Annotated in this window: 17 protein-coding genes and 1 tRNA gene; 10 read left to right on the top strand and 8 right to left on the bottom strand. The window is 65.6% G+C overall.

Annotated elements, in window-relative coordinates; translation table 11 throughout:
* Positions 1-37: 37 nt before the first annotated feature.
* The 5 genes from ACSHT2_RS29305 to ACSHT2_RS29285 all read right to left on the bottom strand — a co-directional run bounded on the left by ACSHT2_RS29305 (position 38) and on the right by ACSHT2_RS29285 (position 11,076).
* The gene (locus ACSHT2_RS29305) at positions 38-1,426 is read right to left on the bottom strand and encodes a hypothetical protein (RefSeq protein ID WP_440638248.1); all 1,389 of its coding nucleotides are present in this window, start codon (positions 1,424-1,426) and stop codon (positions 38-40) included.
* Complete coding sequence (locus ACSHT2_RS29300) at positions 1,419-2,813, bottom strand: hypothetical protein (protein ID WP_440638246.1); 1,395 nt, start codon at positions 2,811-2,813, stop codon at positions 1,419-1,421. The genes ACSHT2_RS29305 and ACSHT2_RS29300 overlap by 8 nt, the downstream gene beginning before the upstream one ends.
* Positions 2,810-4,228 carry a condensation domain-containing protein gene (locus ACSHT2_RS29295; protein ID WP_440638244.1) on the bottom strand — a complete coding sequence of 473 codons (1,419 nt, stop codon included), beginning with the start codon at positions 4,226-4,228 and terminating at the stop codon, positions 2,810-2,812. Before ACSHT2_RS29295 ends, ACSHT2_RS29300 begins: the two co-directional genes overlap by 4 nt.
* Entirely contained in the window at positions 4,221-10,496 is a 6,276-nt protein-coding gene (gene pks2, locus ACSHT2_RS29290; protein ID WP_440638242.1) for a sulfolipid-1 biosynthesis phthioceranic/hydroxyphthioceranic acid synthase, read from the bottom strand. The genes ACSHT2_RS29295 and pks2 overlap by 8 nt, the downstream gene beginning before the upstream one ends.
* A 361-nt stretch (positions 10,497-10,857) precedes the next feature.
* A complete protein-coding gene (locus tag ACSHT2_RS29285; protein ID WP_440638241.1) occupies positions 10,858-11,076 on the bottom strand; it encodes a hypothetical protein in 219 nt (72 codons plus the stop codon).
* Between the two features lie 80 nt (positions 11,077-11,156).
* On the opposite strand from ACSHT2_RS29285, the gene ACSHT2_RS29280 reads away from it, so the two are divergent.
* Positions 11,157-11,339 (top strand): hypothetical protein, encoded by a 183-nt coding sequence (locus ACSHT2_RS29280; RefSeq protein WP_440638239.1) that lies wholly within the window; start codon positions 11,157-11,159, stop codon positions 11,337-11,339.
* A gap of 136 nt (positions 11,340-11,475) precedes the next feature.
* Here the strand turns inward: ACSHT2_RS29280 and ACSHT2_RS29275 are convergent.
* Positions 11,476-11,550, bottom strand: a tRNA-Gln gene (locus ACSHT2_RS29275).
* A gap of 262 nt (positions 11,551-11,812) precedes the next feature.
* Here ACSHT2_RS29275 and ACSHT2_RS29270 point away from each other — a divergent pair.
* Positions 11,813-13,591 carry an acyl-CoA dehydrogenase gene (locus ACSHT2_RS29270; RefSeq protein ID WP_440638238.1) on the top strand — a complete coding sequence of 593 codons (1,779 nt, stop codon included), beginning with the start codon at positions 11,813-11,815 and terminating at the stop codon, positions 13,589-13,591.
* Positions 13,592-13,639: 48 nt separating this feature from the next.
* Here ACSHT2_RS29270 and ACSHT2_RS29265 read toward each other — a convergent pair whose 3' ends face one another.
* Complete coding sequence (locus ACSHT2_RS29265) at positions 13,640-14,881, bottom strand: MFS transporter (protein ID WP_440638237.1); 1,242 nt, start codon at positions 14,879-14,881, stop codon at positions 13,640-13,642.
* Between the two features lie 332 nt (positions 14,882-15,213).
* Here ACSHT2_RS29265 and ACSHT2_RS29260 point away from each other — a divergent pair, with 332 nt between their 5' ends.
* The 8 genes from ACSHT2_RS29260 to ACSHT2_RS29225 all read left to right on the top strand — a co-directional run bounded on the left by ACSHT2_RS29260 (position 15,214) and on the right by ACSHT2_RS29225 (position 24,690).
* Positions 15,214-16,869: a bifunctional metallophosphatase/5'-nucleotidase gene (locus ACSHT2_RS29260; RefSeq protein ID WP_440642955.1), complete on the top strand. Its 1,656-nt coding sequence runs from the start codon at positions 15,214-15,216 to the stop codon at positions 16,867-16,869.
* Between the two features lie 121 nt (positions 16,870-16,990).
* Positions 16,991-17,920, top strand: coding sequence for a histone deacetylase family protein (locus ACSHT2_RS29255; RefSeq protein ID WP_440638235.1), 930 nt, complete (start codon positions 16,991-16,993; stop codon positions 17,918-17,920).
* A 74-nt stretch (positions 17,921-17,994) separates the two neighbouring features.
* Positions 17,995-18,246, top strand: a complete 252-nt coding sequence (locus ACSHT2_RS29250) for an exodeoxyribonuclease VII small subunit (RefSeq protein ID WP_008132970.1) — start codon at positions 17,995-17,997, stop codon at positions 18,244-18,246.
* Positions 18,247-18,832: 586 nt separating this feature from the next.
* Positions 18,833-20,761, top strand: a complete 1,929-nt coding sequence (gene dxs / locus ACSHT2_RS29245; protein ID WP_440638232.1) for a 1-deoxy-D-xylulose-5-phosphate synthase — start codon at positions 18,833-18,835, stop codon at positions 20,759-20,761.
* 188 nt (positions 20,762-20,949) lie between these two features.
* Positions 20,950-21,504 carry a nucleoside 2-deoxyribosyltransferase gene (locus tag ACSHT2_RS29240; RefSeq protein WP_440638231.1) on the top strand — a complete coding sequence of 185 codons (555 nt, stop codon included), beginning with the start codon at positions 20,950-20,952 and terminating at the stop codon, positions 21,502-21,504.
* 27 nt (positions 21,505-21,531) lie between these two features.
* Entirely contained in the window at positions 21,532-22,266 is a 735-nt protein-coding gene (locus ACSHT2_RS29235) for a TlyA family RNA methyltransferase (RefSeq protein WP_440638229.1), read from the top strand.
* Positions 22,259-23,506 carry a class I SAM-dependent RNA methyltransferase gene (locus tag ACSHT2_RS29230; RefSeq protein WP_440642954.1) on the top strand — a complete coding sequence of 416 codons (1,248 nt, stop codon included), beginning with the start codon at positions 22,259-22,261 and terminating at the stop codon, positions 23,504-23,506. Before ACSHT2_RS29235 ends, ACSHT2_RS29230 begins: the two co-directional genes overlap by 8 nt.
* A 257-nt stretch (positions 23,507-23,763) precedes the next feature.
* The gene (locus ACSHT2_RS29225) at positions 23,764-24,690 is read left to right on the top strand and encodes an Acg family FMN-binding oxidoreductase (RefSeq protein WP_440638227.1); all 927 of its coding nucleotides are present in this window, start codon (positions 23,764-23,766) and stop codon (positions 24,688-24,690) included.
* Here ACSHT2_RS29225 and ACSHT2_RS29220 read toward each other — a convergent pair.
* Positions 24,687-25,286, bottom strand: coding sequence for a hypothetical protein (locus ACSHT2_RS29220; RefSeq protein WP_440638226.1), 600 nt, complete (start codon positions 25,284-25,286; stop codon positions 24,687-24,689). The genes ACSHT2_RS29225 and ACSHT2_RS29220 overlap by 4 nt on opposite strands.
* Positions 25,287-25,399 lie beyond the last annotated feature (113 nt).

Raw genomic sequence — 25,399 nt, 5'->3', positions numbered from 1 at the left:
GTGGGGACGACGGCGAGCGTCGCCCGTTCCGTTGAGATCAGGCGTCAATGATCGCGTCCAGTCCGAAGTCGGCGAGTGTTCGCGAGACCAACAGGCGAAGATTGTCAGGCGTGGTTGGTGTGGGTCCCAGCTGGCAGGCCTCGATGCAGAGGGAAATCGTCTGGCCGTAGCGGGAGGCTACGACCACGAGATGGCCGTGGGAGCGCTCCAGGTCCTGGCGCGTGACGTTGACATCCACAGCTCGTGTCAGCACCTGGCGGCACGGCGCGCCGTCAATGCGCGCGAACCCATCCGGCAGCATACCAAGGTCGGAACAACTCGCTGGCAGCTCACCGGCATAATTGAACAGCCGGTCCACGAGCGTCTTCGCGGCGGAGCGCGGCATCCAGGCGATGGCAGGCAGGAACGAAGCCAGTGGACCGGTCTGATTTTTCCTCGCACCGCGAACCAGTGCCTCCAGCGACGCATTCACGGGGCGCAGGTTCGTGTCCAAGCCTGCAGGCGCGACATTCATCGTGTGGAATTCAATCGCCAGCGCCCGTTCGTCATCCAGCCCACGCCTCCGGTTTATTGGGACAAGCAGGCTGATAGCGCCATCGGAGAGACGGCGGCGGCCCAGGCGCGATGCGAGGGACGCGACGAAGCCTGGCAGCAGCGTATTCGAGCCACCACCAAGCCGCTGCTGGCAGGCGAGCCAGGCATGCGATTCAACAGTGGCCGCAACAGCCGGAAGCTCCACGATCGTTGATGGCTCGTGGCCTGCTTCGGCGGCTGTAGCGGCCGACCTCGGCACTGGGACGGCGGGCTTGTACCAGTTCGCGTTCGCGATCCGGGCGAGCGCGGCGACCGTACGTGGAGCGTCGGCGAGGACCTGCCACGCGTCCGACACGCACCCGGACAGCCGCCCTCGGGCGCCTTTAACCGCGTATGGACTCGGGACGCCGGTGCCGTTTACGGCCGCCGCGATGGCGCGCACGGCTCCCAGCCCGTCGAGCAGCAGATGCGACCCAACCAGGCTCACGGCTGTGCTGCCATCGTCGAACGGCTGGATGGCCATTCGCACGGCCGGACCGATGACAGGGTCGACGGGCGCGCGCGCGTGCTGGTTAGCCCAGTGCAGCAGCCGCGATCGTGGCAGCAGGTCCGCACTCTGCTCAAGCGGAATGGCTGTCACGGCTGGCGTCACCCAACGAGGCCTTCCCCACGGCAGGGGCGACGGCTCGATGAGCCGATTGAAGGACAGCGCGGCGAATCGCTCCTTTGTTTGCACCAGCGCGGCGAGGTTCAGGTCACGGTCATAGAGCCAGAGGCATTGCATCAACTGGCTCCGACCCGTGACCCTGAACAATTCGTAAGCCAGTTGGTCCAGCCAGGCGAGGCGGTGCCGCGCGTATGCAGGGGCTCCGGGCGTGCTCGTCTCAGGCATCGAAAAACTCGCCAACGAGTTCGTAGTCAGCCAAGAGCCGTTCGACGAGCGCGCGAAGATGCTGAGGCTCCGTCACCACGCCAGGCTGATAGGTCACGAAGCTCAGGTTCAGAAAACCGGGTACGGCGCCGGCGAAGAGAGTGGCCACACCTTGACGCGCCTCGATCGCGCGACGCGCGACCGGGCGGTCGATGCCGCGAAAGCAGATTCGATCAGCAGCGCCGCCTTCGATCTGGAGCACGTCCTTCGGCAAGTCGCCCAAACTCGAACAGGTGACCGGCAGGTCAGCGAGCGCACCAAGCGCCAGATGGCCGGCAGCCGAAAATGCGCGCTTGGGCACAAAGGGTACCAGGGGCAGCAGTGTGGCAAGTCGATTGGGTTCTCGTCTCGTCCGCAGCAGCGTGGCCCGCAGACGCCGCTGCAACGTATGCAGGCGCCCGCGCGGTTCGTCGACACGCACCTTCAATGTGGTAAGCGCGACGCCGTTCCCGCCGGTGTGCGACAGACCCTCCCGCTGATTCACGGGAATCAACAAGGTCACATCATCGTCACGGACGCGGCCGAGCGCCTCGGCAAACGCCGCGGTTACCGCGGTCAGGAGCGTGAGACGGCTTGCGCCGAGGCTCCGTGCTCTGGCGTCCCAGACCGACGTGGGCACGCGTATGAAGGCCGACGGAAACACGACCGTCCGGTCATCTGCGATTGTCGCGACTGGTGATGCGGCGGGTGTGTTGCACCTGGCGCGCGAGGCGTATGCTGTACGGGCCAATTGGGCGAGCGCCCGGAGCGTCGCTGGCGCGTCCCGCACAATGCATTGGAGCTCGGCCCTCAGCGTCGTCGCGGCGCGGTGCGCTGACCAGACTGACCATGCGGGAGAGACTGGGGGCCGCCGCTCTCCACGCACGGCTTCCCTCACGGCGATTGCGGTCGTCAGTCCGTCCGCGATGCAATGCGACACCACGAGCGAGACCACCGTGGAGCCGTCGGTGAAGGTTTGGACCGTCAAGGTCCATGCTGGTCCGCGCACAGGATCCAATGGAAGCTCCACCTGAGCGTCGGCCCACGCCCGCATCGCCTCAGGAGCAAGCGGCGCCTCCGCGACTGCTAGAGCCGCCGTCGGGGGTGGCGCGCTGACCCATTGGTGCCGTCCGAACGGAAGCAGCGCCGGCCGGATCAGCCGCGCCAGATGACCGTGCGCGAGATTGTCACGGAACCGTGTCAGCGCGTCCAGGTCTACAGGCCGCAGATAGCGCCACAGCACCTGAATGACCGCATGCTGCCCAAGTGAAGTATGCGCAAGGTATATGCTTTGATCGGCGAAGGACACGAAGGGCGGCGACATGCTCGACGCGTTCTCCGGGTGAGACATCGCATGCGTCATCGTCAACGACCGACATCGGAGTAGATCGGCATCAAAGCGTCGGCGGCGCGGCGGCATGCGCCCGCAAGCGCGTTGACATAGCGGTGCATCGAGGCGCGGGCTGTCCCGTTTGCCGGATAAGCCGCCGTAACCGAGAGCCCGCGTTGCGTACGGAACAACCAGAGCGCAACCTGCGCAGCGACGCCCTGGTTGATATAGACCCGCCCATTCCCCTGATGCCATTCGCGCGCGATCTGCGCACTGAGCGGAGGAACGTTCACGTCCATATAGGATAGCATGACGCCACCCGTGGCGACGGATCGAATGGTCGGCAGCCCGGCGGCCAGTTCAAGTACGAGCTCGATTGGCACGTTGGCAAGGCATAGCCGTTCGTCAAAGTTACGTTGGGCGGTGAAGGCGAGCTCGGGAAAGGTTCGTTCTTGGACGTCGAAGTCGATCGGCACCACTCCCACGCACCAGCCGCTCGTCCTGAAAGCCTGTGGCGATCCTCGCGTCGTCGTGGGGGTGACGACACTGTAGCGCGAGCGACCGGCCAATTCCCGTTCGGTCAGGGCCGCGCAGGCCAGCAGGCCGCCGATGACCCGCGCGCCGGAAGCATGGCACGCGGACTCGAACGCGGCCATGACGGCATCATCGAGGATATCCGCGTGCACATACTCGGCGTGATATCGATCCTCCAGCACACCGAGCGGCAGCGCGAAAGAGGGTATCCTCCCGTTGTTGCGGTGCAGGAACCCGATCCACTGCTTCACCTCAGGATCCGCCAACGTTGTCACGGCTGCCCGCTGGCGCTGACTGGTGCAGTAATCCAGATAGCTCCCCGGCCATCCGAGTCGAAGCGGCGTCTCGCCGTCGAGCACAGCGCGGTACGCTGAGCGGATCTCTGCCATCAGGAACGCGATGACGGTCGCGTCGGCGTGCAAGTGGTCAATGCTTGCGAAGCAAGTGAACCCAGTCGCGCGCTGGAGAACGCCAAACCGAAAGCAATCCCATGCGAACGGTGTAGGTGTTGCCATGACATGTTCTTGCCAATCCTCCGCGCTCACCTCGCCGAGCGTCGAAGACTCCATCTGGATGGCCGCAGGGTCGGCAAGTACGTGCCGTACGATTGCTTCGCCGCGCTCCTCGAACCAGCTGTGATAAGTGTCGTGCCTGCGTAAATGCGCGTTCACCACATGAGTCATGGCCCTGAGGTCACACCGCCCGGGTTCGTCCCACACGACGACAAGCAGCCGCGCCATCGCCTCGTGCCGTTGCTCACACGCGCGGAAGGCGCGCAGGTGCTGTTCCTGTTCGTAGCTCGGTAACGCGGGCGACACCGGTGCGCGTTTCGCGCTTTCTATCGACGCTGGGGATGGACGCCAGAGAGTCAGCGTCGCGGGAGGCCCTGACCAGTCGTGCAGCGGACGCAGATCAGTCAAGGGCATCTGCTCCGGCTGGCTGCAATTCCTGCATCGCCCCACTCAGTGTGTCGGCCAGTGCACGCACAGTCGTCACGTCCACGGCGCGGAGCCGGATGCCGGTCTCGGCTTCGAGCGCGATCAGCAGTTGGAGCGTCCCGAGTGAGTCGAGGCCGTAATCGAAAAATGAGCGGTCTGGATTGACTGTGCGGCGCAAAATGACACCGAGATGCTCGATGATCAGACGCCGCAACAGGGCCGGCCGCTCGTCGGGCGGCGTGCGTCTGAACTCCACCCGCAGGCGGCGCGCCGGGTCGCCCGCGGCCTCCGGAGCCTGCGCCATGGCCGCTCCGAACGGACTCCGCGCGGACAGCGCCGTCAGCCACGGTGCGCCGTCGAGATGGGCGTATGCGGCAAAACCGCGGTCGTGCCGCAGCAGCGTCTCGAATGCGTAGACACCCTCGCGTGGCTCGATCATTCGTGCATCGCCGCGTGCCGAGAGATGCGCGCCGGCGCCGATGTCCGCCCACGCGGCCCAGGCGATTGCCGAGGACGGCAGCCCCTGCGCGCGCCGCCACTGCGTGAACGTGTCGAGCCAGCTGTTGGCGGCGGCGTACGCGGACTGCCCAGGCGAACCAAAGAGCGCCGCGACCGAAGAGAAACAGCAGAACCAGTCGAGTTGCTGCTTCAGCGTCGCCCTATGCAAATGCCAGGCGCCTTCCGCCTTGGGTGCCCAGTTCCGATGTAGCCTCTCCTCGGTGACCGAGGGGAGGATGCCGTCCTCGACGACGGCTGCGCCGTGCAGGACACCGCGCAACGGAAGGCCCGTCGCCGTGGCCGCTTCGACAAGGCGCCGCGCGGTCGATGGCTCCGCGATATCCGCGCTTATCACTTCGACCTCTGTGCCCCGCGCTCTCATCGCGACCAGCATGCTCGTGGCCGCGTCGGTGGGCTTGGAGCGCGCGTTGAGGATCACACGGCCGGCCCCCGCGGCGGACATCGCATCGGCGAGGAACAGGCCGAGGCCGCCGAGGCCGCCGGTGACGATGTACGCGCCATCGCGCCTGAACGGCGTGAAGCGCTCCGGCGCCTCCGGCACGCGGTATTGGCCGGTCCTCGGAACGGTGAGCACGAGCTTGCCGGTGTGACCGGCGCCGCTGACAACGCGGATGGCGCAAGCCGCGTCGTCGAGGGGATAGCTGGCGATGTCTGGCAGGGTCAGCCGCTCCTCATCGGCAAGGCGCATGACGCGCGACAGCAGCGCCTGCACGCGCGTCGGAGCGGTAACACACATCTGCGCCAGGTCGACGGCGAAGAACGAAAGGTTACGCTTGAACGGAGACAGCCCCAGCCACGTGCCCCCATAGATGTCTTTCTTGCCGATCTCAATGAACCGCCCGCCCGTCGCGAGGAGCCCCAGGCCGGCGCGCTGCGACGCGCCCGTGAGCGAGTTGAGGATGATGTCCACGCCGTAACCCGCCGTGTCCCGCCGGATCTGCTCGGCGAATGCCACGCTCCGAGAGTCGTACACGTGGCTGATTCCGTCGGCGCGCAGCAGCTCTCGCCGCGCCTCGGAGCCCGCTGTTGCAAATATCTCTGCACCGGCCGCGCGCGCAATGGCCACAGCCGCCTGCCCGACGCCGCCGGTCGCCGAGTGGATGAGCACCTTGTCGCCGGGGCCGATCCGCGCCAGATCCGCGAGGCTGTACCACGCCGTGGCAGTCGTCGTGAGAATGGCGGCCGCTTCGGTATCCGCGAGCGTGCGGGGTATCGCGACAAGCAGGCGTGCATCGCAAGTGAGATACGTGCCCCAAGCGCCCCCACAGCAGAGCCCGGCCACGCGGTCGCCGACGCGAAACGGCGAGAGGCCCGGCCCGACCGCGGTGACAATGCCGGCAAAGTCCAGGCCAAGCTCCTGCGCACGGCCATCAAATGAGGGATAACGGCCAAGGGCAACGAGCACGTCGGCGAAATTGATACTCGTGGCATGGACGGCCACCTCCACCTCGCCCGCCTCCGGCGCGCGCCGCTCGAACGCCGCCATCTCCAGGCTCTGCAGGTCACCGGGCACGCGGATTGCTACGCGAAGACCATCGCGCGCCACGTCGCGGTCCACCGTACGGCGATCTGCGTGACCAAGGGGGCTTCGCTGCAGTCGTGCGACATACGCGTTCGCTCCGCGCAGCGCCGTTTCGTCTTCGTCCGAGCCGCTCAGCAGCTGACGCTGAAGCAACGGCACGTCCGCCTTTGGGTTCACGTCGATCTGGGTGGGGTGGAGTGCGGGAAACTCGGCGCCGATGGCGCGCAGCCACCCGCGCACACCGGCGTGCGCGAGCTGAACGGTGTCGTCCGGCAGTACGCATTGGGCCATGCAGGTGACGACGAAGAGGCGGGGCCGCCGCTCGCAGTCCGCCAGCGCGTTGGTCACGTGCAGCAGGCTATTTATGTTCGCCCGAGTTGCGTCCGGGGTCGCTGGCTCGTTGCTGCGCGGCAATACCACCACCACAGCCCCGGGACGTTGCTGATGCAGAACGTCTTCGATCTGTTCACGCCATACGCCCCCCTCTCCGGCCCCGGCGCTGCTGAGGATGCGCGTCTTGAACCCTTGCTCGCGCAGGCTTCCCTCCAACTCCATCATCAGCCGGTGCCCCGCATCATCGGCGTCGAGCAGCAACCAGGCGCCGTCGCCCGGCTTGACCGTGGCACGCGGGATGTCCCATGCCTCCCAGGCTACGTCGAGCAGGCGCGCGTTGCACGCGACGGCATCGGCATGCTGTCCGGCCGCACCGCTACCCATCGTCAACCCATCGACACTGAGCAGCACGCGGCCGGATGCGTCGAGCAGATCAATGTCCACCTCAACGTGCAGTGCGTCCATCGCGACAAAGCGGGTAATGCAATGCGCGGCGTCAGCGTCTGCGCGGTGAAGACGGAGGCTTCTCACCGAGAGTGGCAGCAGCAGGCGCCCATTTGTCCCCGAAACGACCTGGGCGAAAGCGCCAACGGATTGGAAGCACGCGTCAAGCAGCACGGGATGCACTGTATAGCCACGCGCGCCCGTTCGGAGCGACGCCGGGAGCCGAAAATCTGCAAAGAGCGAGGCGCCGTCACTAGACAAGGCCAAGGTAGGGGCCAGTGCGCGAAATGATTGTCCGAACTGGATGCCTTGCGAGTCGAACCACCGCCACACCTCATCCGCGGCAACAGGCGTAGCGTGAGCGGCGCGTAGCGCGGTTATGTCGTACGCGGCAGGCGGCTTCGCAGAGGCAGCCGCAGAGAGCCGAGCGCTTGCATGGACCTGCGCCTCGCTTTCTGCCTGGCTCTCGAGCCTGAAGTTCAGCTCACCCGGTCGGTCCAGCACTGCGGTGCAGACGATCGGCATCGTCGGTTCCAACCGGAGCGCATGGTCGAACGTCATCGCCTGCACTTCGACGAGCGATGTACCAAGGGCCGTGCGCGCGGCAGCAAGCGCCATTTCGCAGAAGCCGGCGCCCGGGAAAAGCGGCATTCCGTTCACCCGGTGGTCCGCAAGCCACGGGTGGGCGTCGAGGCCAACCTCCGACGCCCAGACGTGGCGTTCCGGCTCCTCGTGCAGTGCGCGGTGGACATTCAAGAGCGGGTGCGTCGACAGAACGTGATGCGCACCTGCGGCTGGCGTAGCCGGCGCAAGGAACAGGGGATAGTGCGTCCAGGCCGGCAAAGGGAGGTCAAGCAGCGGGCCATCCGGATACAGGACACTGAAATCGATCGCCGCGCCGGCGACATAGATGGCGCCAACCAAGTCCAGAAGCCCGCTGTGCATGGGCTCGCCGCGCGTCATCGACGGAAGCGCGCGGACGCCAAAGTCCATCGCTGCAGCATTCTGCAACACCGCGGGGGTCACGATCGGATGCGGCGAAAGCTCGACAAATACGCGGTGCCCGTCTTCGAGCGCCGCCTGCACGGCGGGACGGAAGCGAACCGAGTGTCGAAGGTTATCGACCCAGTAAGCGCCATCGCAAACGGGAGATTCACGCGGATCAAGCAGGACGGTGGAGTAGATCGGCGTGTGCGGCGTGTGCGCAGTCACTCCTCCGAGTCGCTCCGACAGCTGCGCGAGGATCGGCTCGACTTGGGAAGTGTGCGAGGCCACATCGACCGCGACCTCGCGGGCGAACAGACCTTCAGCCTGCCAGGCCGCGACGAGGCGTTGCACGGCCTCGACAGGGCCCCCGACGACCGTTGATGCCGGGGCCGCCAGTACGGCAATCTCCACGTCGTCAATCAGTCGGCGCGTGAGATCTTCGCGGAGCGCCGCCGGCGCCATCCCGACAACTGCCATTGCACCGGAACCAGCGAGCGTCTGGCACAGCATGGCGCGATGACAGATCACCCGTACGCCATCTTCGAGCGAGAGTGCGCCGGCCACAACCGCCGCCGACACTTCGCCCATCGAATGGCCGATCACCGCCGACGGCACCACACCCTGGGCCTTCAGGGACGCCGCCAACGCGACCTGTACGGTGAAAATGGCGGGCTGGACACGTTCGATGCCGTTGAGCTGTTCGGGCTGACGCAGGGTATCGGTCACCGAGAAGCCGCTGAGGGTCTGAATCAGAGGCTCTATGGCGGCAACCACCTCGGCGAAGACCGCGTCGATGTCGAGCAGCGCCGCTCCCATCGACTCCCACTGCGAACCGTGGCCAGAGAATACGAAGACGGGCCCGCGGCCATTGTCGTCGGCCCAATCTGCATCGATCGACGCATCGGCTGCGAGCCCCCGCAATTGCGCAGTCAAATCCTGGAGCGTTTTCGCAATGAGCGCGTGCCGGACTGGCCGGTGCCCGCGTCTACAGGCGAGGGTCCGCGCTACGTCGCTCGGGCGATGACTGCCGGCGGTCGCGTCCAGCCAGGACGCAAGGCGCCCGGCCGAGGCGCGAAGCGCCTCTGGCGAGGTGGAAGAAACTGGAAACAGCCACGGCGGTTCGTGTGTTCCGGTGCTCGCCCGCGGAAGACGTGGGGCAGGCGCCTGAGGAGCCTGTTCGAGCACGACATGCGCGTTCGTGCCGGACATGCCGTAGGACGATACGGCTGCACGGCGGAGTCCGTCCGCGCCGGTCGAGGGCCAGGGCAAGGTATCGGTCGGGACGAAGAGTCGCGTCTCGATTGTCTGGAGATGCGCAGGCAGCCGATGGAAGTGGAGTGATCGCGGTACCACGCCGTGCGCGAGTGCGAGCGTCGCCTTGATCAGACCAAGGACGCCCGCCGCCGATTCCGCGTGGCCTAAATTGCTTTTGAGCGAGCCGAGGGCGCAGGGCGACCGTCGTCCATACTGCGTCGAGAGGCTGTGGAACTCCTCAGTGTCGCCCACCGGCGTACCGGTGCCGTGCGCCTCGATCATGCCGACGGACGAGGGGTCAACCTGCGCTTCGGAAAGGGCACGATCGATCACCCCGATCTGCGCCGCGCGGGAAGGTGCCAGTATGTTGTGCGTGCGTCCGTCCTGGTTGACGGCGCTACCGCGGATAACGGCGAGCACTCGGTCGTCGTCGCGCAGGGCGTCGCTCAGCAGCTTGAGCATCACTACGCCGCAGCCTTCGGCCCGCACGAAGCCATCGGCACGCTCGTCAAACGCATGACACCGCCCCGTAGGCGACAGCATGCCGAGCCCCGACGCCGAGGCGAATGTCGTGGGCGAGAACATCAACATTGCCCCGCCGGCGAATGCAATGTTGCACTCGCGCGCAAGCAGGCTTCGCCGAGCCGCATGCACGGCGACGAGGCTGGACGAGCAGGCCGTGTCCATGGTGATAGCTGGACCCGTGAGGCCCATCGCATGAGCAACCCGCCCTGACGCCATGCTGAAGGGCGTTCCCGTGAAAGTGTAGGCCTGGCTCATCGCGCCCGCGTCACGCGTGACCTGCATGTAGTCCTGATGCGAAAGGCCGAAGAACACGCCGGCGTCGGACCCGAACAGGCATCGCGGATCGCGACCGGAATGCTCGGCGGCTTCCCAAGTGACCTCGAGCAACAGCCGGTGCTGCGGGTCCATGGCGCGGGCCTCGGGTTCGCCGATGCCGAAAAAGCGGTGGTCGAAGCCCGATGGGTCGTTAAGGAACGCGCCCCAGCGTGAGACCGAGCTGCCCGGCGCGCCCGCCACGGGCACGTAGGAGTCGTCGGCATTCCAGCGCTGCTGCGGGATATCCGTAACGAAGTCGATGCCTGCCAGCAGCGCGCCCCACAAGGCTTCCGGCGAATCGATATCTCCCGGTAGTCTGCAGCCAATGCCGACAACAGCAATCGCAGTCACAATGGAGACCTTCTTTTGGGAGAATACTTTCGATCCAAATGCAATACTAAACTATTGATCCTCTGATCAAACGTCCAGCACGCTGGTTGCTGGAGGTCAGAAGGCAGGACGACGAGCACGGCGCGGATGGTCGCTTGGCCGCCTCTTGCGATCTGGCGTTCCGCGGCCTCGCGACTGCCCTGTGCACGCTCGGGCGCGATAAGCCCTTGGCGCGGTGCCTCTGCACTATCGCTCCCTTCAGGTGGCACGAGGTCGGCGATCATTGTTGACGCTCATTGGACCTTGCGTCGGTGCCGCTCCTCGAAGCTCGTACCGGCGGACCTGCGTAGCCAACGGCGGCTCCTCAAAGCTGCCATCGCAGTCAAGTCGTCACCGTCGATCTCGCCCGGATGCAAGGTGACGATTGAGGGTGTCGCCGGCGATGCCGCGATCCTTCGGATCGCGCGCGCGTAGCGTTAGCGCGCAGCTTGCCGTCGTTTTTGGAGAGCTCCGATCGCATCAAATCGACGAAGTTGCCGACATAGTGCTGGTCCAGCGTGTTCAAGTCGTCGACATGCAGGTCCTGCAGCATGAACTTCATGAACACGTTCGAGATGCTCCAACGGCGCGGCTGCCGCCATAGCGGTCGGTCTCGGCCAAGTGCAAGCTTGATTCCCGGAAATGCGTTCCCTGCGCCAGGTCAATGTTCATCGCGGTCGGGGCGGCGCCTACTGCGCCGATCATCCGCCCGAGGATATGCTGATTGATCGGGACAATGTCCTGGAAGCGGAGCGTCGTCAGATGATGCACGGCGTCGAGATCGGCATCTTGGCAAGCGCACGCGGCGGTCGAGGGCGCCAGTAGGACACGGCATCCCGGCGAAAAATGTGGACAGCCATTGCAAGGCACACCCTGTGCAACAGCAGTAGGTCGCAGCGCTGTGCAGCAGCGCCGCAGCCAGGCCGGTTTCGTGAGGCAATTCAGGCGGAGCGGGCAAATCTGGCTGGGGCGGGAGGGATCGAACCTCCGAATGGCGGAATCAAAATCCGCTGCCTTACCGCTTGGCTACGCCCCATCAGGTCCTCGGGGAACGGCGGAGGCACGGGCTACCGCAAATTCCCTCGGGTGGTGCCGGTCTATAGGGAGAGGCGCGGCATTTCAACCGCCTGCAGAGGCAAAATACCACGGGTGCCGGCTTGGGGCGGCATCGCGCTCCATCAGGCCCGGCATTGGACGCCGGCGAACGCACCGTTTCGGACGCTCCCAATCGCACCCAGTTGAGACCGCCCCCGTTTCGTGAGAATACGGCGCCAATATCTGTCCCCCGGGAGTGAGCCATGACCTACCGCGCGCCGATTTCTGACATGCTGCTGTCGCTCAACCATGGCGCGGGCCTCAAGGCCGCCGTCGAGGCTGGCCATTATGGCGATTTCGACGCCGACCTCGCGGCCGCCGTGCTGGAGGAAGCCGGCAAGTTCGCAGCCGACGTGCTGGCGCCGCTCAACAAGGTCGGCGACGAGCACGGCATCAAGCTCGACGACGGCAAGGTCACGACCGCGCCGGGCTGGCCGGACGCCTACAAGCGCTGGACCGAGGGCGGCTGGAACGCGGTGTCCGGCCCGGAAGATTTCGGCGGCCAGGGCCTGCCGATCGCGATCAACGCCGCCTGCACCGAGATCTGGAGCGCCGCCAACGTCGCCTTCGGCCTCTGCCCGCTGCTGACGGCCTCTGCGATCGAGGCGCTGGACGCCCATGGCAGCGCCGAGCTGAAGAGGATCTATCTCGAAAAGCTCGTCTCCGGCGAATGGACCGGCACGATGCAGCTGACCGAGCCGCAGGCCGGCTCCGACGTCGGCGCGCTGCGCACCCGGGCCGACCGGCAGGCCGACGGCACCTATCGCATCAAGGGGACGAAGATCTTCATCACCTATGGCGAGCACGACATGACCGACAACATCGTGCATTTCGTGCTGGCGCGTCTGCCGGATGCGCCCGCCGGCACCAAGGGCATCTCGCTCTTTCTCGTTCCCAAGTTCATGGTCAATGCAGACGGCTCGCTGGGTGAGCGCAACGACATCTATGCCTCCGGCGTCGAGCACAAGCTCGGCATGCACGCCTCCCCGACCTGCACCATGACCATGGGCGACCATGGCGGCGCGATCGGCTTCCTCATCGGCGAAGAGAACCAGGGCATGCGCTGCATGTTCACGATGATGAACCAGGCCCGCCTCGGCGTCGGCCTGGAGGGCGTCGGCGTTGCCGACCGCGCCTACCAGCAGGCCTTGTCGTATGCGCAGGAGCGCAAGCAGGGCCGCGCGGTCGGCAAGAAGGGCGACGGCTCCGATGCGATCTTCGTGCATCCCGACGTCAAGCGCATGCTGATGCGGATGCGGGCGCAGACTGCGGCCGCGCGCACCATCTGCTATGCGACCGCCGTCGCGATCGACGTCTCGACGCGCGCCAAGGACGCGAAGGTGCGCACTGAAGCGGCCGCACGCGCGGCGCTGCTCACGCCGATGGCCAAGGCCTATTCCACCGATATCGGCAACGAGGTCGCCTATCTCGGCGTGCAGGTGCATGGCGGCATGGGCTTCATCGAGGAGACCGGCGCGGCTCAGCACTACCGCGATGCCCGCATCACCGCGATCTACGAGGGCACCAACGGCATCCAGGCGATCGATCTCGTCACGCGCAAGCTCGCGGCCAATGGCGGCGCGTCGGTGTGGTCGCTGCTCAACGAGCTCGCAGCAACCGTCAGCCAGGTCGAGGCCTCCAACGATCCCGGCTTCGGCACCACGGGTGCAAAGCTGCGCGAGGCGATTGAGTCGCTCACGCGCACCAGCAAATGGCTCCTGGAGCGCGTTGCCTCCGCACCGAACGAGGCGCTTGCGGGCGCTACGCCCTATCTGCAGCAGTTCGGCGCCACGCTCGGCGGCTGCCTGCTCGCCTCCGAGGCGCTCGCCGCCAAGACCGAAGGCAATGCAGGCGCTGCGCGCTACGTCGCGCTAGCGCGCTTCTTTGCCGAGAACATCACGGTGCAGGCGCCCGCACTCGAACGCACGGTCACGGAAAGCGCAGAGTCGGTCGCGGCGGCGGATGCGGTGCTGCTGGGATAAGTCGGATCTGCTCGCCAAGATATCGAATATCTTGCGCGGGCTTTCTCCCTAGCTTGCGGAGATTCGGGCTACGCTCTTCCCCGGCCGCCACAGCACGATGCCCGCCGCGACGAGATCGAGCACGACGCACAGCGCGAACGCCGTGCTGTAATTGCCCGTAAAGCTCCGCACGACCCCGACGATGCCGGGGCCGAAGGCGCTGACGACGCCGCTGATCGATGTGCCCAACCCCATCGCGGCGGCGAAGGCGGTAGGGCCAATCTCGCGCTGGATGATCAAGGGCGGAAACGTGATCATGTTGCCGATCGAGAAGCCGTAGACGGCGCAGCATGCCAGCAGCACCGTCGGGTTCGTGCTTTGGAGAAGCACGAACAGCGCCGCCGCCTGGCTCGTCATCGACGCCGCGCAGGCGAGCCGCGGATCGAGCCGGTCGACGAACAGGCCAAGCGACAGGCGCCCGACCACAGCCATCGCCGCCATGATGGTGACCGCGAGCCCTGCCGCGGAGCGGCCGACCAGCGGCTCGAGAAACGTCACCTGGTGGATGATGAAGCCCATCTGCGCCAGCAGCGCCATCGCGATCGGAAGCACCATGGTCCAGAACGCCGCATTGGCGAGCAGCGCCTTGCGGGACTGGCTTGGCGCGACCGCACCGCCAGCGGCCGGACGTCCGCCCGATGCCGGTGACATCCCGGCGGGCCAGCCGATGAAGGTCACGACCACCGGAAGCACCAGCACCATCATCGCGAGCGTGGCCGCCAGCATGGCGGAACGGAAGCCAATGCTGCCGGTCAGCAACAGCAGCAGCGGGACGAGGATGATGCCGCCGCAGGTCGCGCCGTTGAAGGCAAGGCTGAGCGCGAGCCCGCGGCGTCGCTCGAACCAGGAATTCAGCACGGTCGCGATCACCACGGTCCCCATGCCGGTCCAGCCGACCGACATCAGTGCATAGGCGAGATAAAGCTGCCAAGGCGTCTGCATCAACGCCAGCAGCACGGTCGAAGCGCCGAGCGCCGTCAACCCGCACAGGATCAGCGAGCGCAGCCCGATACGGGCAAGCAGATCATCGGTGAAGATGACGAGGACGGAAGTCAGGAGAAACGAGAAGGTACTGGCCGCGGAGACCAGCGTGCCGGGCCAGCCGTGGGCGCGCTGAAGCTCGGCGAGATAAACGCTCTGGCCGTAGAGACCGAAGCCAAACATGAAGAAGGCCATCAGGAAGCAGGCCAGCACGACACGCCAGCCACGATAATGCAGCGAGGATTCGTCGATAGCGGTTGCGGCAATCATCAATCGGGCGGTCGGCCATGGAACGGCGCGAGATCATGCACCACAACCAAAGGTAATTCAAATGAAACATTGTAGCTAATTGTTGCGACGCGTGACGGCATCGGGTGCCATGCATCACACTTATGGGAAGTCGGCGCCGAAATGGTCGAGCGAGAAAGAGGCGGTGAGGCGCTGGCCGGCGCCAAGCCATTCGCTGACATTCCGGGCGCGACGAAGTCGCGAGCCGTGAATTCATCAGGCCGTAGAGTCTTTGGACGAATGGCCTCCGGCGCCGCGGAATGACGGCGAGAACTTTCGTGAAATTTTCGCGGGGAGCGACTAGTCTTGGTTCCATGCGATACCGATCCATCCTTGCCGCACTCGCGCTGACCTGTGCCCTCCCTGCCTCGGCCCAGACCGCCGCTCCAGTCGAACTGCGCGTGCTCGCGATCAACGATTTCCACGGCAATCTGCGGCCGCCACCGGGCGGCATCCGCATCAATGACCCTGAAGACAAGAGCAAGAAGGTGATGGTGGCGGCCGGTGGAGCCGAGTACTTGGCGACGCTGGTGAAGCAGTTGCGGGAGGGGCGCAAGAACACCATCTTCGTCGCCGCCGGCGATCTGATCGGCGCGAGCCCCTTCCTGTCGGCGATGTTCCACGACGAGCCCTCGATCGAGTCGCTCTCGATGATGGGCCTTGCGATCAGCTCGGTCGGCAATCACGAATTCGACGAGGGCAAAACCGAGCTCCTGCGAATGCAGAACGGCGGCTGTCATCCCGTCGACGGCTGCCAGGGCCCGCATCCCTTCACGGGCGCCAAATTCCGCTATCTCGCGGCCTCCACAATCGAGACCGCGACCGGCAAGAGCGTGCTGCCGCCCTACGAGATCAGGGAATTCAACGGCGTTCCCGTCGCCTTCATCGGCCTGACCTTGAGGGAGACCGCCGGCATCGTCTCGCCATCGGGCATTGCCGGGCTCGAATTCCGCGACGAGGCCGAGACGGTGAACGCGCTCGTGCCGCAGCTGAAGGCGCGTGGCGTCGAAGCGATCGTGGTGTTGATCCACCAGGGCGGCGAGCCCGCCGGCGACTACAATGAATGCCCGGGCATTGCAGGGCCAATCGTCGACATCGTCAACAAATTCGATCGTGCCGTCGACGTCGTGGTCAGCGGCCACACCCACCGCGCCTATGTCTGCGATATCGACGGGCGGCTCGTCACCAGCGGCGACAAATACGGCACGCTGGTCACCGCGATCGACCTCAAGCTCGATCCCGCAACGCGCGACATCATCAGTGCCAAAGCCGAGAATGTGATCGTCGCCAATGCTTCGCTGGCCAGGGATCCCGAGCAGACCGCATTGATCGACGCCTACGACAAGCTATCTGCGCCGATCGCCAACCGGCCGGCCGGCTCGGTGACGCAGACGCTGTCGCGCGTGCCGAACGAGGCCGGCGAGAGCGCGCTGGGCAATGTCATTGCCGACGCGCAATTGCTCGCAACCCGGTCCGCGAAGGATGGCAGCGCTGTCATCGCGCTCACCAATCCCGGCGGTATCCGCACCGACATCGTTCCGAAGGAGAACGGCGCGATCACGTTCGGCGATGTCTTCGCCAGCCAGCCGTTCCGCAACCGGCTGGTCACGATGACGCTGACGGGCAGCCAGCTCAAGGACATGCTCGAGCAGCAATGGCTCGATCCGAAGCGCCCGCGAATTCTCCAGGTCTCGAACGGGTTCAGCTATACTTGGGATGCATCAAAGCCATTCGGCGAGCGCGTCGTTCCCGCGAAGATGACGCTCAATGGCAGGCTGATCGAACCTGGAAACGGCTACCGCGTCACGCTCAACGATTACCTCGCCGTCGGCGGAGACGGCTTTAGCATCGCAAAACAGGGCACGGCGCCGCAATATGGCGGCTACGACGCGGACGCGCTGTTCGCGTTCTTCCGGGCGCACGGGCCGGTCGGTCCGCTGCCGCCCATCCGCATCCTGCGCGTGAATTGATCCGGATCAAACAGCCGGCACTTTGCCATTCCCGGCCAAGCGCTTAGATTGGTTTTGCATTGCGTTTTGGCGCTGGATGCGCCAACGACGTCAAAAGTCCGCATCCGATGAGGCCGACCTGATGAGCACGCTTCTCCTTTCCCACAAGGCCTGCCTCGACCATGTCACGCCGCCGGGACACCCTGAGAGGCCGGATCGTCTGCGCGCGGTGGAAGAAGCCCTGTCGCATGAGCGTTTCCAGTTCCTGGTGCGCGAGGAGGCGCCGGAGGGCGATCTCGACCTCGTCACGCTATGCCACAACGAGCATTACGTCACCGAGCTGCGCCACATCGTCCCGTCCAGCGGGCAGATCTATATCGACGGCGACACCTCGATGTCGCCGGGCACGTGGGAAGCGGTGATGCGCGGTGTCGGCGGCGCAGTCGCGGCGACCGAGGCGGTGATGGCGGGCGAGCACCGCAACGCCTTCGTCGCGATCCGGCCGCCCGGTCATCACGCCGAGATCGGCAAGCCGATGGGCTTCTGCTTCTTCGATAACGTCGCGATCGCAGCGCGCCACGCGCAGCGTAAATACGGCATCAAGCGCGCGGCCATCGTCGATTTCGACGTGCATCACGGCAACGGCACGCAGGACATCTTCTGGTCGGACCCGACCGTGATGTACTGCTCGACGCACCAGATGCCGCTGTTTCCAGGCACCGGCGCGACGAGCGAGCGCGGCGATCACGACACCATCGTCAATGCGCCTCTCGCTTCCGAAGACGGCGGGCCGGAATTCCGCTCCGCGTTCGAGAACTTGATCCTGCCGCAGCTGACGACATTCGGCCCCGAGCTTCTGATCATCTCCGCCGGCTTCGACGCGCATTACCGCGATCCGCTGGCTTCACTGAACTTGCGCGCAGAGGACTATGCCTGGGTGACGCGCAAGCTGATGGACCTCGCCGACAAGACCGCCGGTGGCCGCATTGTTTCCGTGCTCGAGGGCGGCTATGACCTGCAAGGACTGAAAGAATCTGTTACGGCGCATGTCGGCGCCCTGATGGGCGCCTGATGGCGCCCGCCACATTAAGCCCGCAAAACCCGCCTTCACTGTAGAGCAAGCGAATCGGGCAATCGGAAACGGATATGGCCGAAAATACTCAAGTCGACGTCTCCAGGCTCACCTTCGAGCGCGCGATCGAGGAACTCGAAACGATCGTGAAGCGGCTCGAAGACGGCAAGGTCCCGCTCGAGGAATCCGTGACGATCTATGAACGCGGCGAGGCCCTGAAGCGGCGCTGCGAGGAGTTGCTGCGCCAGGCCGAGGCGCGCGTCGACAAGATCACCACCGATGCCAGCGGCCAGGCCACCGGCACTGCGCCGCTCGACGTCCAGTAAGTTAAGCCGGGAACTATCCCGCTCGGTCCCCTGACGACGCACGGGCCCGCATCGCTTTCATGATCGCACGGGGCTGTTCCACCAAGCACCGCGGTTTTGTGCGGGCGGGCCGATGCCATCCCCGTCCCAGCTTCGGCCGCCAAGGGCGAAAAAGCTCTCATTCAGGCGAAAAAAGCCTGCCGCGGACCGAGCGAGGCCGGAACTCATCCTCCCGGGCCAAGGTTAACCAATCCGGCCCGCCAGTTGCACCTGCATACCCCTCATCGGTCCGCCGGGTTGGCTTTGGCCCAAGCTTTGGTGTAAAGCTGCGCGGAGTGTGGCTTTTTGCAAGCCTTGCGGGGGCACCGATTGCCGACGACAAGCGCTTCAAACTGCTAATGAAATTGGCTGGGACGGACGAAGCCGATCTAAGTGACAGGGATCACAGAGACTGAACCGGAGCGCACCTAAGCTTACCTAAGCTTGAAGACGGGGCCTTGCCCCATGCAGGTGGCTCCGACGGTTTGAGGACTCGCGCTGCGCCGATATTGTGCAAACCCATCGCGCGCCGGAATGACCTTCCGGCGCTGACAAATTGGAAATCGCCGTGAACGCATACAGTAAGACGCCGCTTCTCGACACCATCCGGACGCCGGAAGACCTGCGCAAGCTCAAGGTCGAGCAGGTTCGCCAGGTCGCCGACGAGCTGCGGCAGGAGACCATCGATGCCGTTTCGGTGACCGGCGGTCATTTCGGCGCTGGCCTCGGCGTGGTCGAGCTCACCACCGCGATCCACTACGTCTTTGACACGCCGCGCGACCGGCTGATCTGGGACGTCGGCCACCAGGCCTATCCGCACAAGATCCTCACCGGCCGGCGCGACCGCATCCGCACGCTGCGCACCGGCGGCGGCCTGTCCGGCTTCACCAAGCGCAGCGAGAGCGACTACGATCCGTTCGGGGCGGCGCATTCCTCAACCTCGATCTCCGCCGGCCTCGGCATGGCAGTGGCGCGCGACCTCTCCGGCGGCACCAACAACGTTATCGCCGTGATCGGTGACGGCGCGATGTCGGCCGGCATGGCCTATGAGGCCATGAACAATGCGGGTGCGATGAACTCGCGCCTGATCGTCATCCTCAACGACAACGACATGTCGATCGCGCCGCCGGTCGGCGCCATGAGCGCCTATCTGTCGCGCCTCTACTCCGGCAAAACCTATCGCACGCTCCGCGATGCGGCCAAGCAGATCAACAAGCGCCTGCCCAAGATCCTCGCCAATCGCGCCAACCGCGTCGAGGAATATTCCCGCGGCTTCATGATGGACGGCGGCACGCTGTTCGAGGAGCTCGGCTTCTACTATGTCGGCCCGATCGACGGCCACAACCTCGACCATCTTCTGCCGGTGCTCAAGAACGTCCGCGACATGGAAGAAGGCCCCATCCTGGTCCACGTCGTGACGCAGAAGGGCAAGGGCTACGGCCCGGCGGAAGCTTCCGCCGACAAGTACCACGCCGTCGTCAAGTTCGACGTCGCGACCGGCACCCAGGCCAAAGCCAAGCCGAATGCGCCGGCCTACCAGAACGTGTTCGGCCAGAGCCTCGTCAAGGAAGCGCAGAAGGACGACAAGATCGTCGCCATCACCGCGGCGATGCCGTCGGGCACCGGCGTCGACATCTTCAACAAGGCCTTCCCCGACCGCACCTTCGACGTTGGCATCGCCGAGCAGCACGCGGTGACCTTTGCCGCCGGTCTTGCGACCGAAGGCTACAAGCCGTTCTGCGCGATCTACTCGACCTTCCTGCAACGCGGCTACGACCAGATCGTGCATGACGTCGCGATCCAGAGCCTGCCCGTCCGCTTCGCGATCGACCGCGCCGGCCTCGTCGGCGCCGACGGCGCGACCCATGCCGGCTCGTTCGACAACGCCTATCTCGGCTGCCTGCCCAACATGGTGATCATGGCGGCGGCGGATGAGGCCGAACTCGTGCACATGGTGGCGACCCAGGTCGCGATCGACGACCGTCCGAGCTCGCTGCGCTATCCGCGCGGCGAAGGCCGCGGCGTCGAGATGCCCGATGTCGGCGTTCCGCTCGAGATCGGCAAGGGCCGCATGATCCGTCAGGGCAGCAAGATCGCCCTGCTCTCCTTCGGCACGCGTCTCGCCGAATGCGAGAAGGCCGCCGACGAGCTTGCCGCCCTCGGGCTGTCGACCACGATCGCGGATGCGCGATTCATGAAGCCGCTGGATACCGAGCTGGTGCTCAAGCTGGCGCGCGACCATGAGATCCTGATCACGATCGAGGAAGGCTCGATCGGTGGCTTCGGCTCGCATGTCGCGCAGTACCTGACCGATCAGGGCGCGCTCGACACCGGCATGCTCAAGTTCCGCGCGATGGTGCTGCCCGACGTGTTCCAGGACCACGACACGCCCGCCGCGATGTACGCCCGCGCCGGTCTCGATGCCAAGGGCATCGTCGCCAAGGTGTTCGAGGCGCTCGGCAAGGACGTCAAGGCCGAGACGGTCAAGCTGGCTTGATCGGCTTCACCTCTCCCGCTTGTGCTTGCGGGAGAGGTCGGATCGCGAAGCGATCCCGGTGAGGACTTCTTCCTCCGGGGTTTCTCGATTGCGGAGACACCTCTCCCCGCCCTCCCCCGCAGGCGGGGAGGCAGCGCAGTCTTCGCCGCGGCTTGCAGCTCGTCCGATTACATCAGAGCAGTCACGTCATGAAAATCTACCTGGCAGGCCCCGACGTGTTCCTGCCGGACGCGGCCGAGATCGGCCGGCAGAAGGTCGCGATCTGCGCCGCGCACGGGCTCACCGGCCTCTATCCCCTCGACAATGAGATCGACCTTTCCGCGCCCGACGTTTCACGCCAGATCTTTTGCGGCAACGAGGCAATGATGGAGGCGGCCGACGCCATCATCGCCAATCTCACGCCGTTCCGGGGCGCCGGCGCCGATCCCGGTACCGTCTACGAGCTCGGCTACATGGCCGGGCGCCACAAATTCTGCCTCGCCTATTCCAACGACGGTGCCGTCTATTCCGACCGCGTCGGCCGCTTCATGGCCGTGACGTCCGAGGACGGACAGCTGGTCGATGCACAGGGGCTGATCGTGGAGGACTTTGGCCTCGTCGACAACCTGATGATGATCCATGCGCTGGAGCTGCGCGGCTGCCCGCTGGTAACACCGGCCACGATGCCGATCGACGTCTGGCACGATCTCGCCGCGTTCGAGGCTTGCGTCCGGATGGCGGCCGCGCGATTGATCGCTACATAAGCTCTTCAGTCGTCGTTCGGAGATCCGATGTCCCCTCCCCGCAAGCGCGCGGATGTCCTGCTGGTCGAGCGCGGCTTGTTCGAGAGCCGGGCGAGGGCACGCGCGGCCATCGAAGCCGGGCTCGTCACGGCCGACGACAAGCAGGTTTCAAAGCCATCGGAGGCGATCGCCGAGGATGCGGTGATCCAGGCCGAGCCTGCGCATCCCTACGTCTCCCGCGGCGGCGTCAAGCTCGCCGGGGCGCTGGAGCGTTACCCGATCGAAATCGAGGACCATGTCTGCCTCGACGTCGGCGCCTCCACCGGAGGCTTCACCGAGGTGCTGCTGGCGAACGGTGCGAGCCTGGTGTTCGCGATCGATGTCGGCAGCAGCCAGCTGCACCCCTCGCTGCGCGATCATCCCAGGATCGTGTCGATGGAAGAGACCGATATCCGCAGCTATGAGGGCAAGCGCCTGCCGGCGCGGCCCGACGTCGTCGTGATCGACGTCAGCTTCATCTCGCTGAAGGCGGTGCTGCCGGTGGCGCTGTCGCTGGCGGCCGCACCGATGAACCTGCTGGCGCTGATCAAGCCGCAATTCGAGGCGGACCGGAAGCACAACAAGAAGGGGATCATCCGCGACGCCGCCGTGCACCAGGAGATCTGCGACGACATCGCGGCCTTTGCCGCTTCGCTCGGCTGCACCGACATTGAGATATTCCCCTCGCCGATCACCGGCGGCGACGGCAATGTCGAATTCTTTCTGGGCGCGCGCCGTGGTTGAGCGCCTGACCATCGACCATGTCGGCCATCGCGGCGACGGTGTCTCGCTCGCGACAGGCGAGGCGATCTATGTGCCCTACACGCTTGGCGGCGAGACCGTCGAGGTCGATCATGTCGTGGGCCACCATCCCGACCGCCGCAAGCTGCTCGCGGTGGACGTGGCAAGCTCCGAACGGATCGAGCCGTTCTGTCCGCATTTCGGCGTCTGTGGCGGCTGCGCCATTCAGCATTGGGCGACTGAGCCGTATCGCGCCTGGAAACGCAACATCGTGGTGGAATCGCTGGCGCAGGCCGGCATTGATTGCAAGGTGGCGCCGCTGGTCGACGCCCATGGTGCCGGGCGCAGGCGCATCACGCTGCACGGCCGGTTCGGCACGCATGACATCCTCAAGGTCGGTTTCGCCGCCACGAGCTCGCACGACGTCATCCCGATTCATCGTTGCCCGATCCTTGATCCCGGGCTCGAGGGTGCGCTCGATGCGGCCTGGGCGCTGGCCGAGCCGCTGACTTCCAGGATGCCGGTGACGAAGCCATTGGACATCCAGGTCACCGCGACCGCCAACGGCCTCGATGTCGACGTGCGCGGCTCCGGCCCGCTGCCGACGCCGCTGGTGACTGTGCTGTCGCGTGTCGCCGAGCAGCACCGCCTGGCGCGGCTGACGCGGCACGGCGAATTGGTGCTGCAGCGCCTGCCGCCGACGGTGAAGATGGGCCGCGCGGAGGTGACGCTGCCGCCCGGCTCGTTCCTGCAGGCGACGGTGGCGGGCGAAGAAGCGCTCGCCAGACTGGTCGCCGAGCGCATCGGCAAGGCCAAGGAGGTCGCCGATCTCTTCTGCGGTGTCGGCCCATTCGCCCTGCGGCTTGCCGAGAAGGCCCGCGTCACGGCCTATGACAGCGACGCCGGCGCCATCGCGGCCCTCGCGAAGGCCGCGCGCATACCGGGCCTGAAACCGATCAAGGCCGAGCCGCGCGACCTGTTCCGCCGCCCCCTGGTGCCGCCGGAGCTGCGCGACTTCGACACCGTGGTGTTCGACCCGCCGCGCCAGGGCGCGCAGGCTCAGGCACTCAAGCTCGCCGCGAGCAAGGTGCCCGTCGTGATCGCGGTGTCCTGCAACGCCGCGACCTTCGCCCGCGACGCGCGGCTGCTGATCGACGGCGGCTATCGGCTGGAGGCGGTGGTGCCGGTCGATCAGTTCCGCCACACGCCGCATGTGGAGCTGGTGGCGCGGTTCGCGCGATAGGCCGCGAACTCCCAATCGAGCCGGCAATCTTGATACCAGTCAATCGCTCTGCCGTCCGCTGACGCTAAAAGCGTCCTGTGCAATTGAATGCGGAGCGGACGTTCGTGCTTGACCGACGACAATTCATCGCGACTGCGCTCGGGCTTTCCGCGACGGCCGTCACAGGCCCTTCTGCCGCGGCGGCGGCAAAAACCTATGACGAAGCGGTAAAGTCGTCACGGGTTCCGCTGCAAGCTGTGCCGAGGGATCGCGAGCTCGTGCGCTTTGCCACCCTCGCAGCCAACAGCCACAACACCCAGCCGTGGATCTTCTCGGTCCGCAGCAACGTCATCGCGATTGCGCCTGACTTCAAGCGCCGCTGTCCGGCCGTCGATCCGGACGATCATCATCTCTTCGTCAGTCTCGGCTGTGCCGCCGAAAACCTCATCCTCGCCGCGTCCACGCTGGGCTGGCACGCCGATGCGGCCGTCGACGGCGACCGCATCGTGATCACGCTCGACGAGGCCCCACAGGACACATCGGCATTGGCGGCCGCGATTCCGATCAGGCAATGCACCCGCGCTGCGTTCGACGGCAGGCCGGCCGCACCGGAGACATTGCGTCGGCTCGAAGATGCCTGTCGCGAACCGAACGTCGCTGCGATCCTGATGACCGAACGCACCGCGATCGCTAGGGTTACCGACTACGTACTCGAAGGAAACTCGGCGCAAATGCGCGACAAGGCGTTCATGCGCGAGCTCGTCAGCTGGATTCGCTTCAACGAGGCGGAGGCACTCGCGACCATGGACGGGCTGTTCTCGCCCGCGTCCGGAAACCCCTCGCTGCCCTCGTGGGCGGCGCGGCCGCTTCTCAAGCTCTTCTTCACCGAGAGCGGGGAGAACAAGAAATACCGCGAAGAACTCGACAGCTCTGCGGGCGTCGTCGTGCTCGCTGCCGATCGCAGCGACAAGTCGCACTGGATCGCAGTCGGCCGCGCCTGCCAGCGCTTCGGATTGCAGGCGACCGCACTGGGACTCAAATATTCCTTCATCAACCAGCCGGTCGAGGTGGCGGCGCTGAGGCAGCAATTCGGGGCCTCACTCGGCCTCGGCGAACGGCGTCCCGATATCGTGATGCGTTTCGGAACCGGTCCAGACCTGCCGAGATCGCTGCGGCGTCCGCCGGAGCTGGTGATGCAATCCTAGCGCCGAAGGCCGCCCAGCGCAGGAGACTCGCCGGGCAGCATCGACGAGTTGATGTCACTGTCCATGAGTCCCGATTGCTGCTGGATGAACCCGGCCCCGAACGACAGGCTGAGGTTGGAGGTCGGCTTGAATTCGACACCCGCAAACCCGCCATAGCCGGGCGCAGCGCTGGAGGTGAGCGGCGCCAGCGAGCTGCCGATACCGTTGCCGAACTTCAGCGTGTTGAATCCGGCGAAGAACGTGACGGGCATGCCACCCGCAGTCTTCATGTTATAGCCGAACTGCGTGCTGTCATAAGAGAGCGCGCTGAAATTGCCGATCGAGCCCGCCTGACTGAAGCCGCTCAGACCAAGATTGCCGTGTTGGCTGCCGACGAAGAAACCGTTCGCAGAACTGCTGCGCCAATCGGCATCGCCGGCGTTGAAGCTCGCGAAGTTGCCGTAGGTGTCGGAACTCTGGCCGGCACCACCACTGAGGCCGAAAGGTCCGCCGGGAATCCAGTATCTCAGCGGCGCGACTTGCGCATGAACCGGCTCTCCGCCGAGGCAGAGCACTGCGAGAGCTGCAAGAGCACATGAAAGTGCAAGCTTGAACATTCAGATTACCGTCAACAATCTTACAAATTATACTCCTCGAACATCGTCAATGCCAGCGGAGTGACGGCGCCGGATGTCGCGGCTGCAGGCCTCCCGGGGAACTGCACCTGATG

The organism is Bradyrhizobium sp. PUT101 (assembly GCF_052043945.1).
Lineage (GTDB): Bacteria > Pseudomonadota > Alphaproteobacteria > Rhizobiales > Xanthobacteraceae > Bradyrhizobium.
This window is presented reverse-complemented; position numbering and strand designations above follow the sequence as displayed.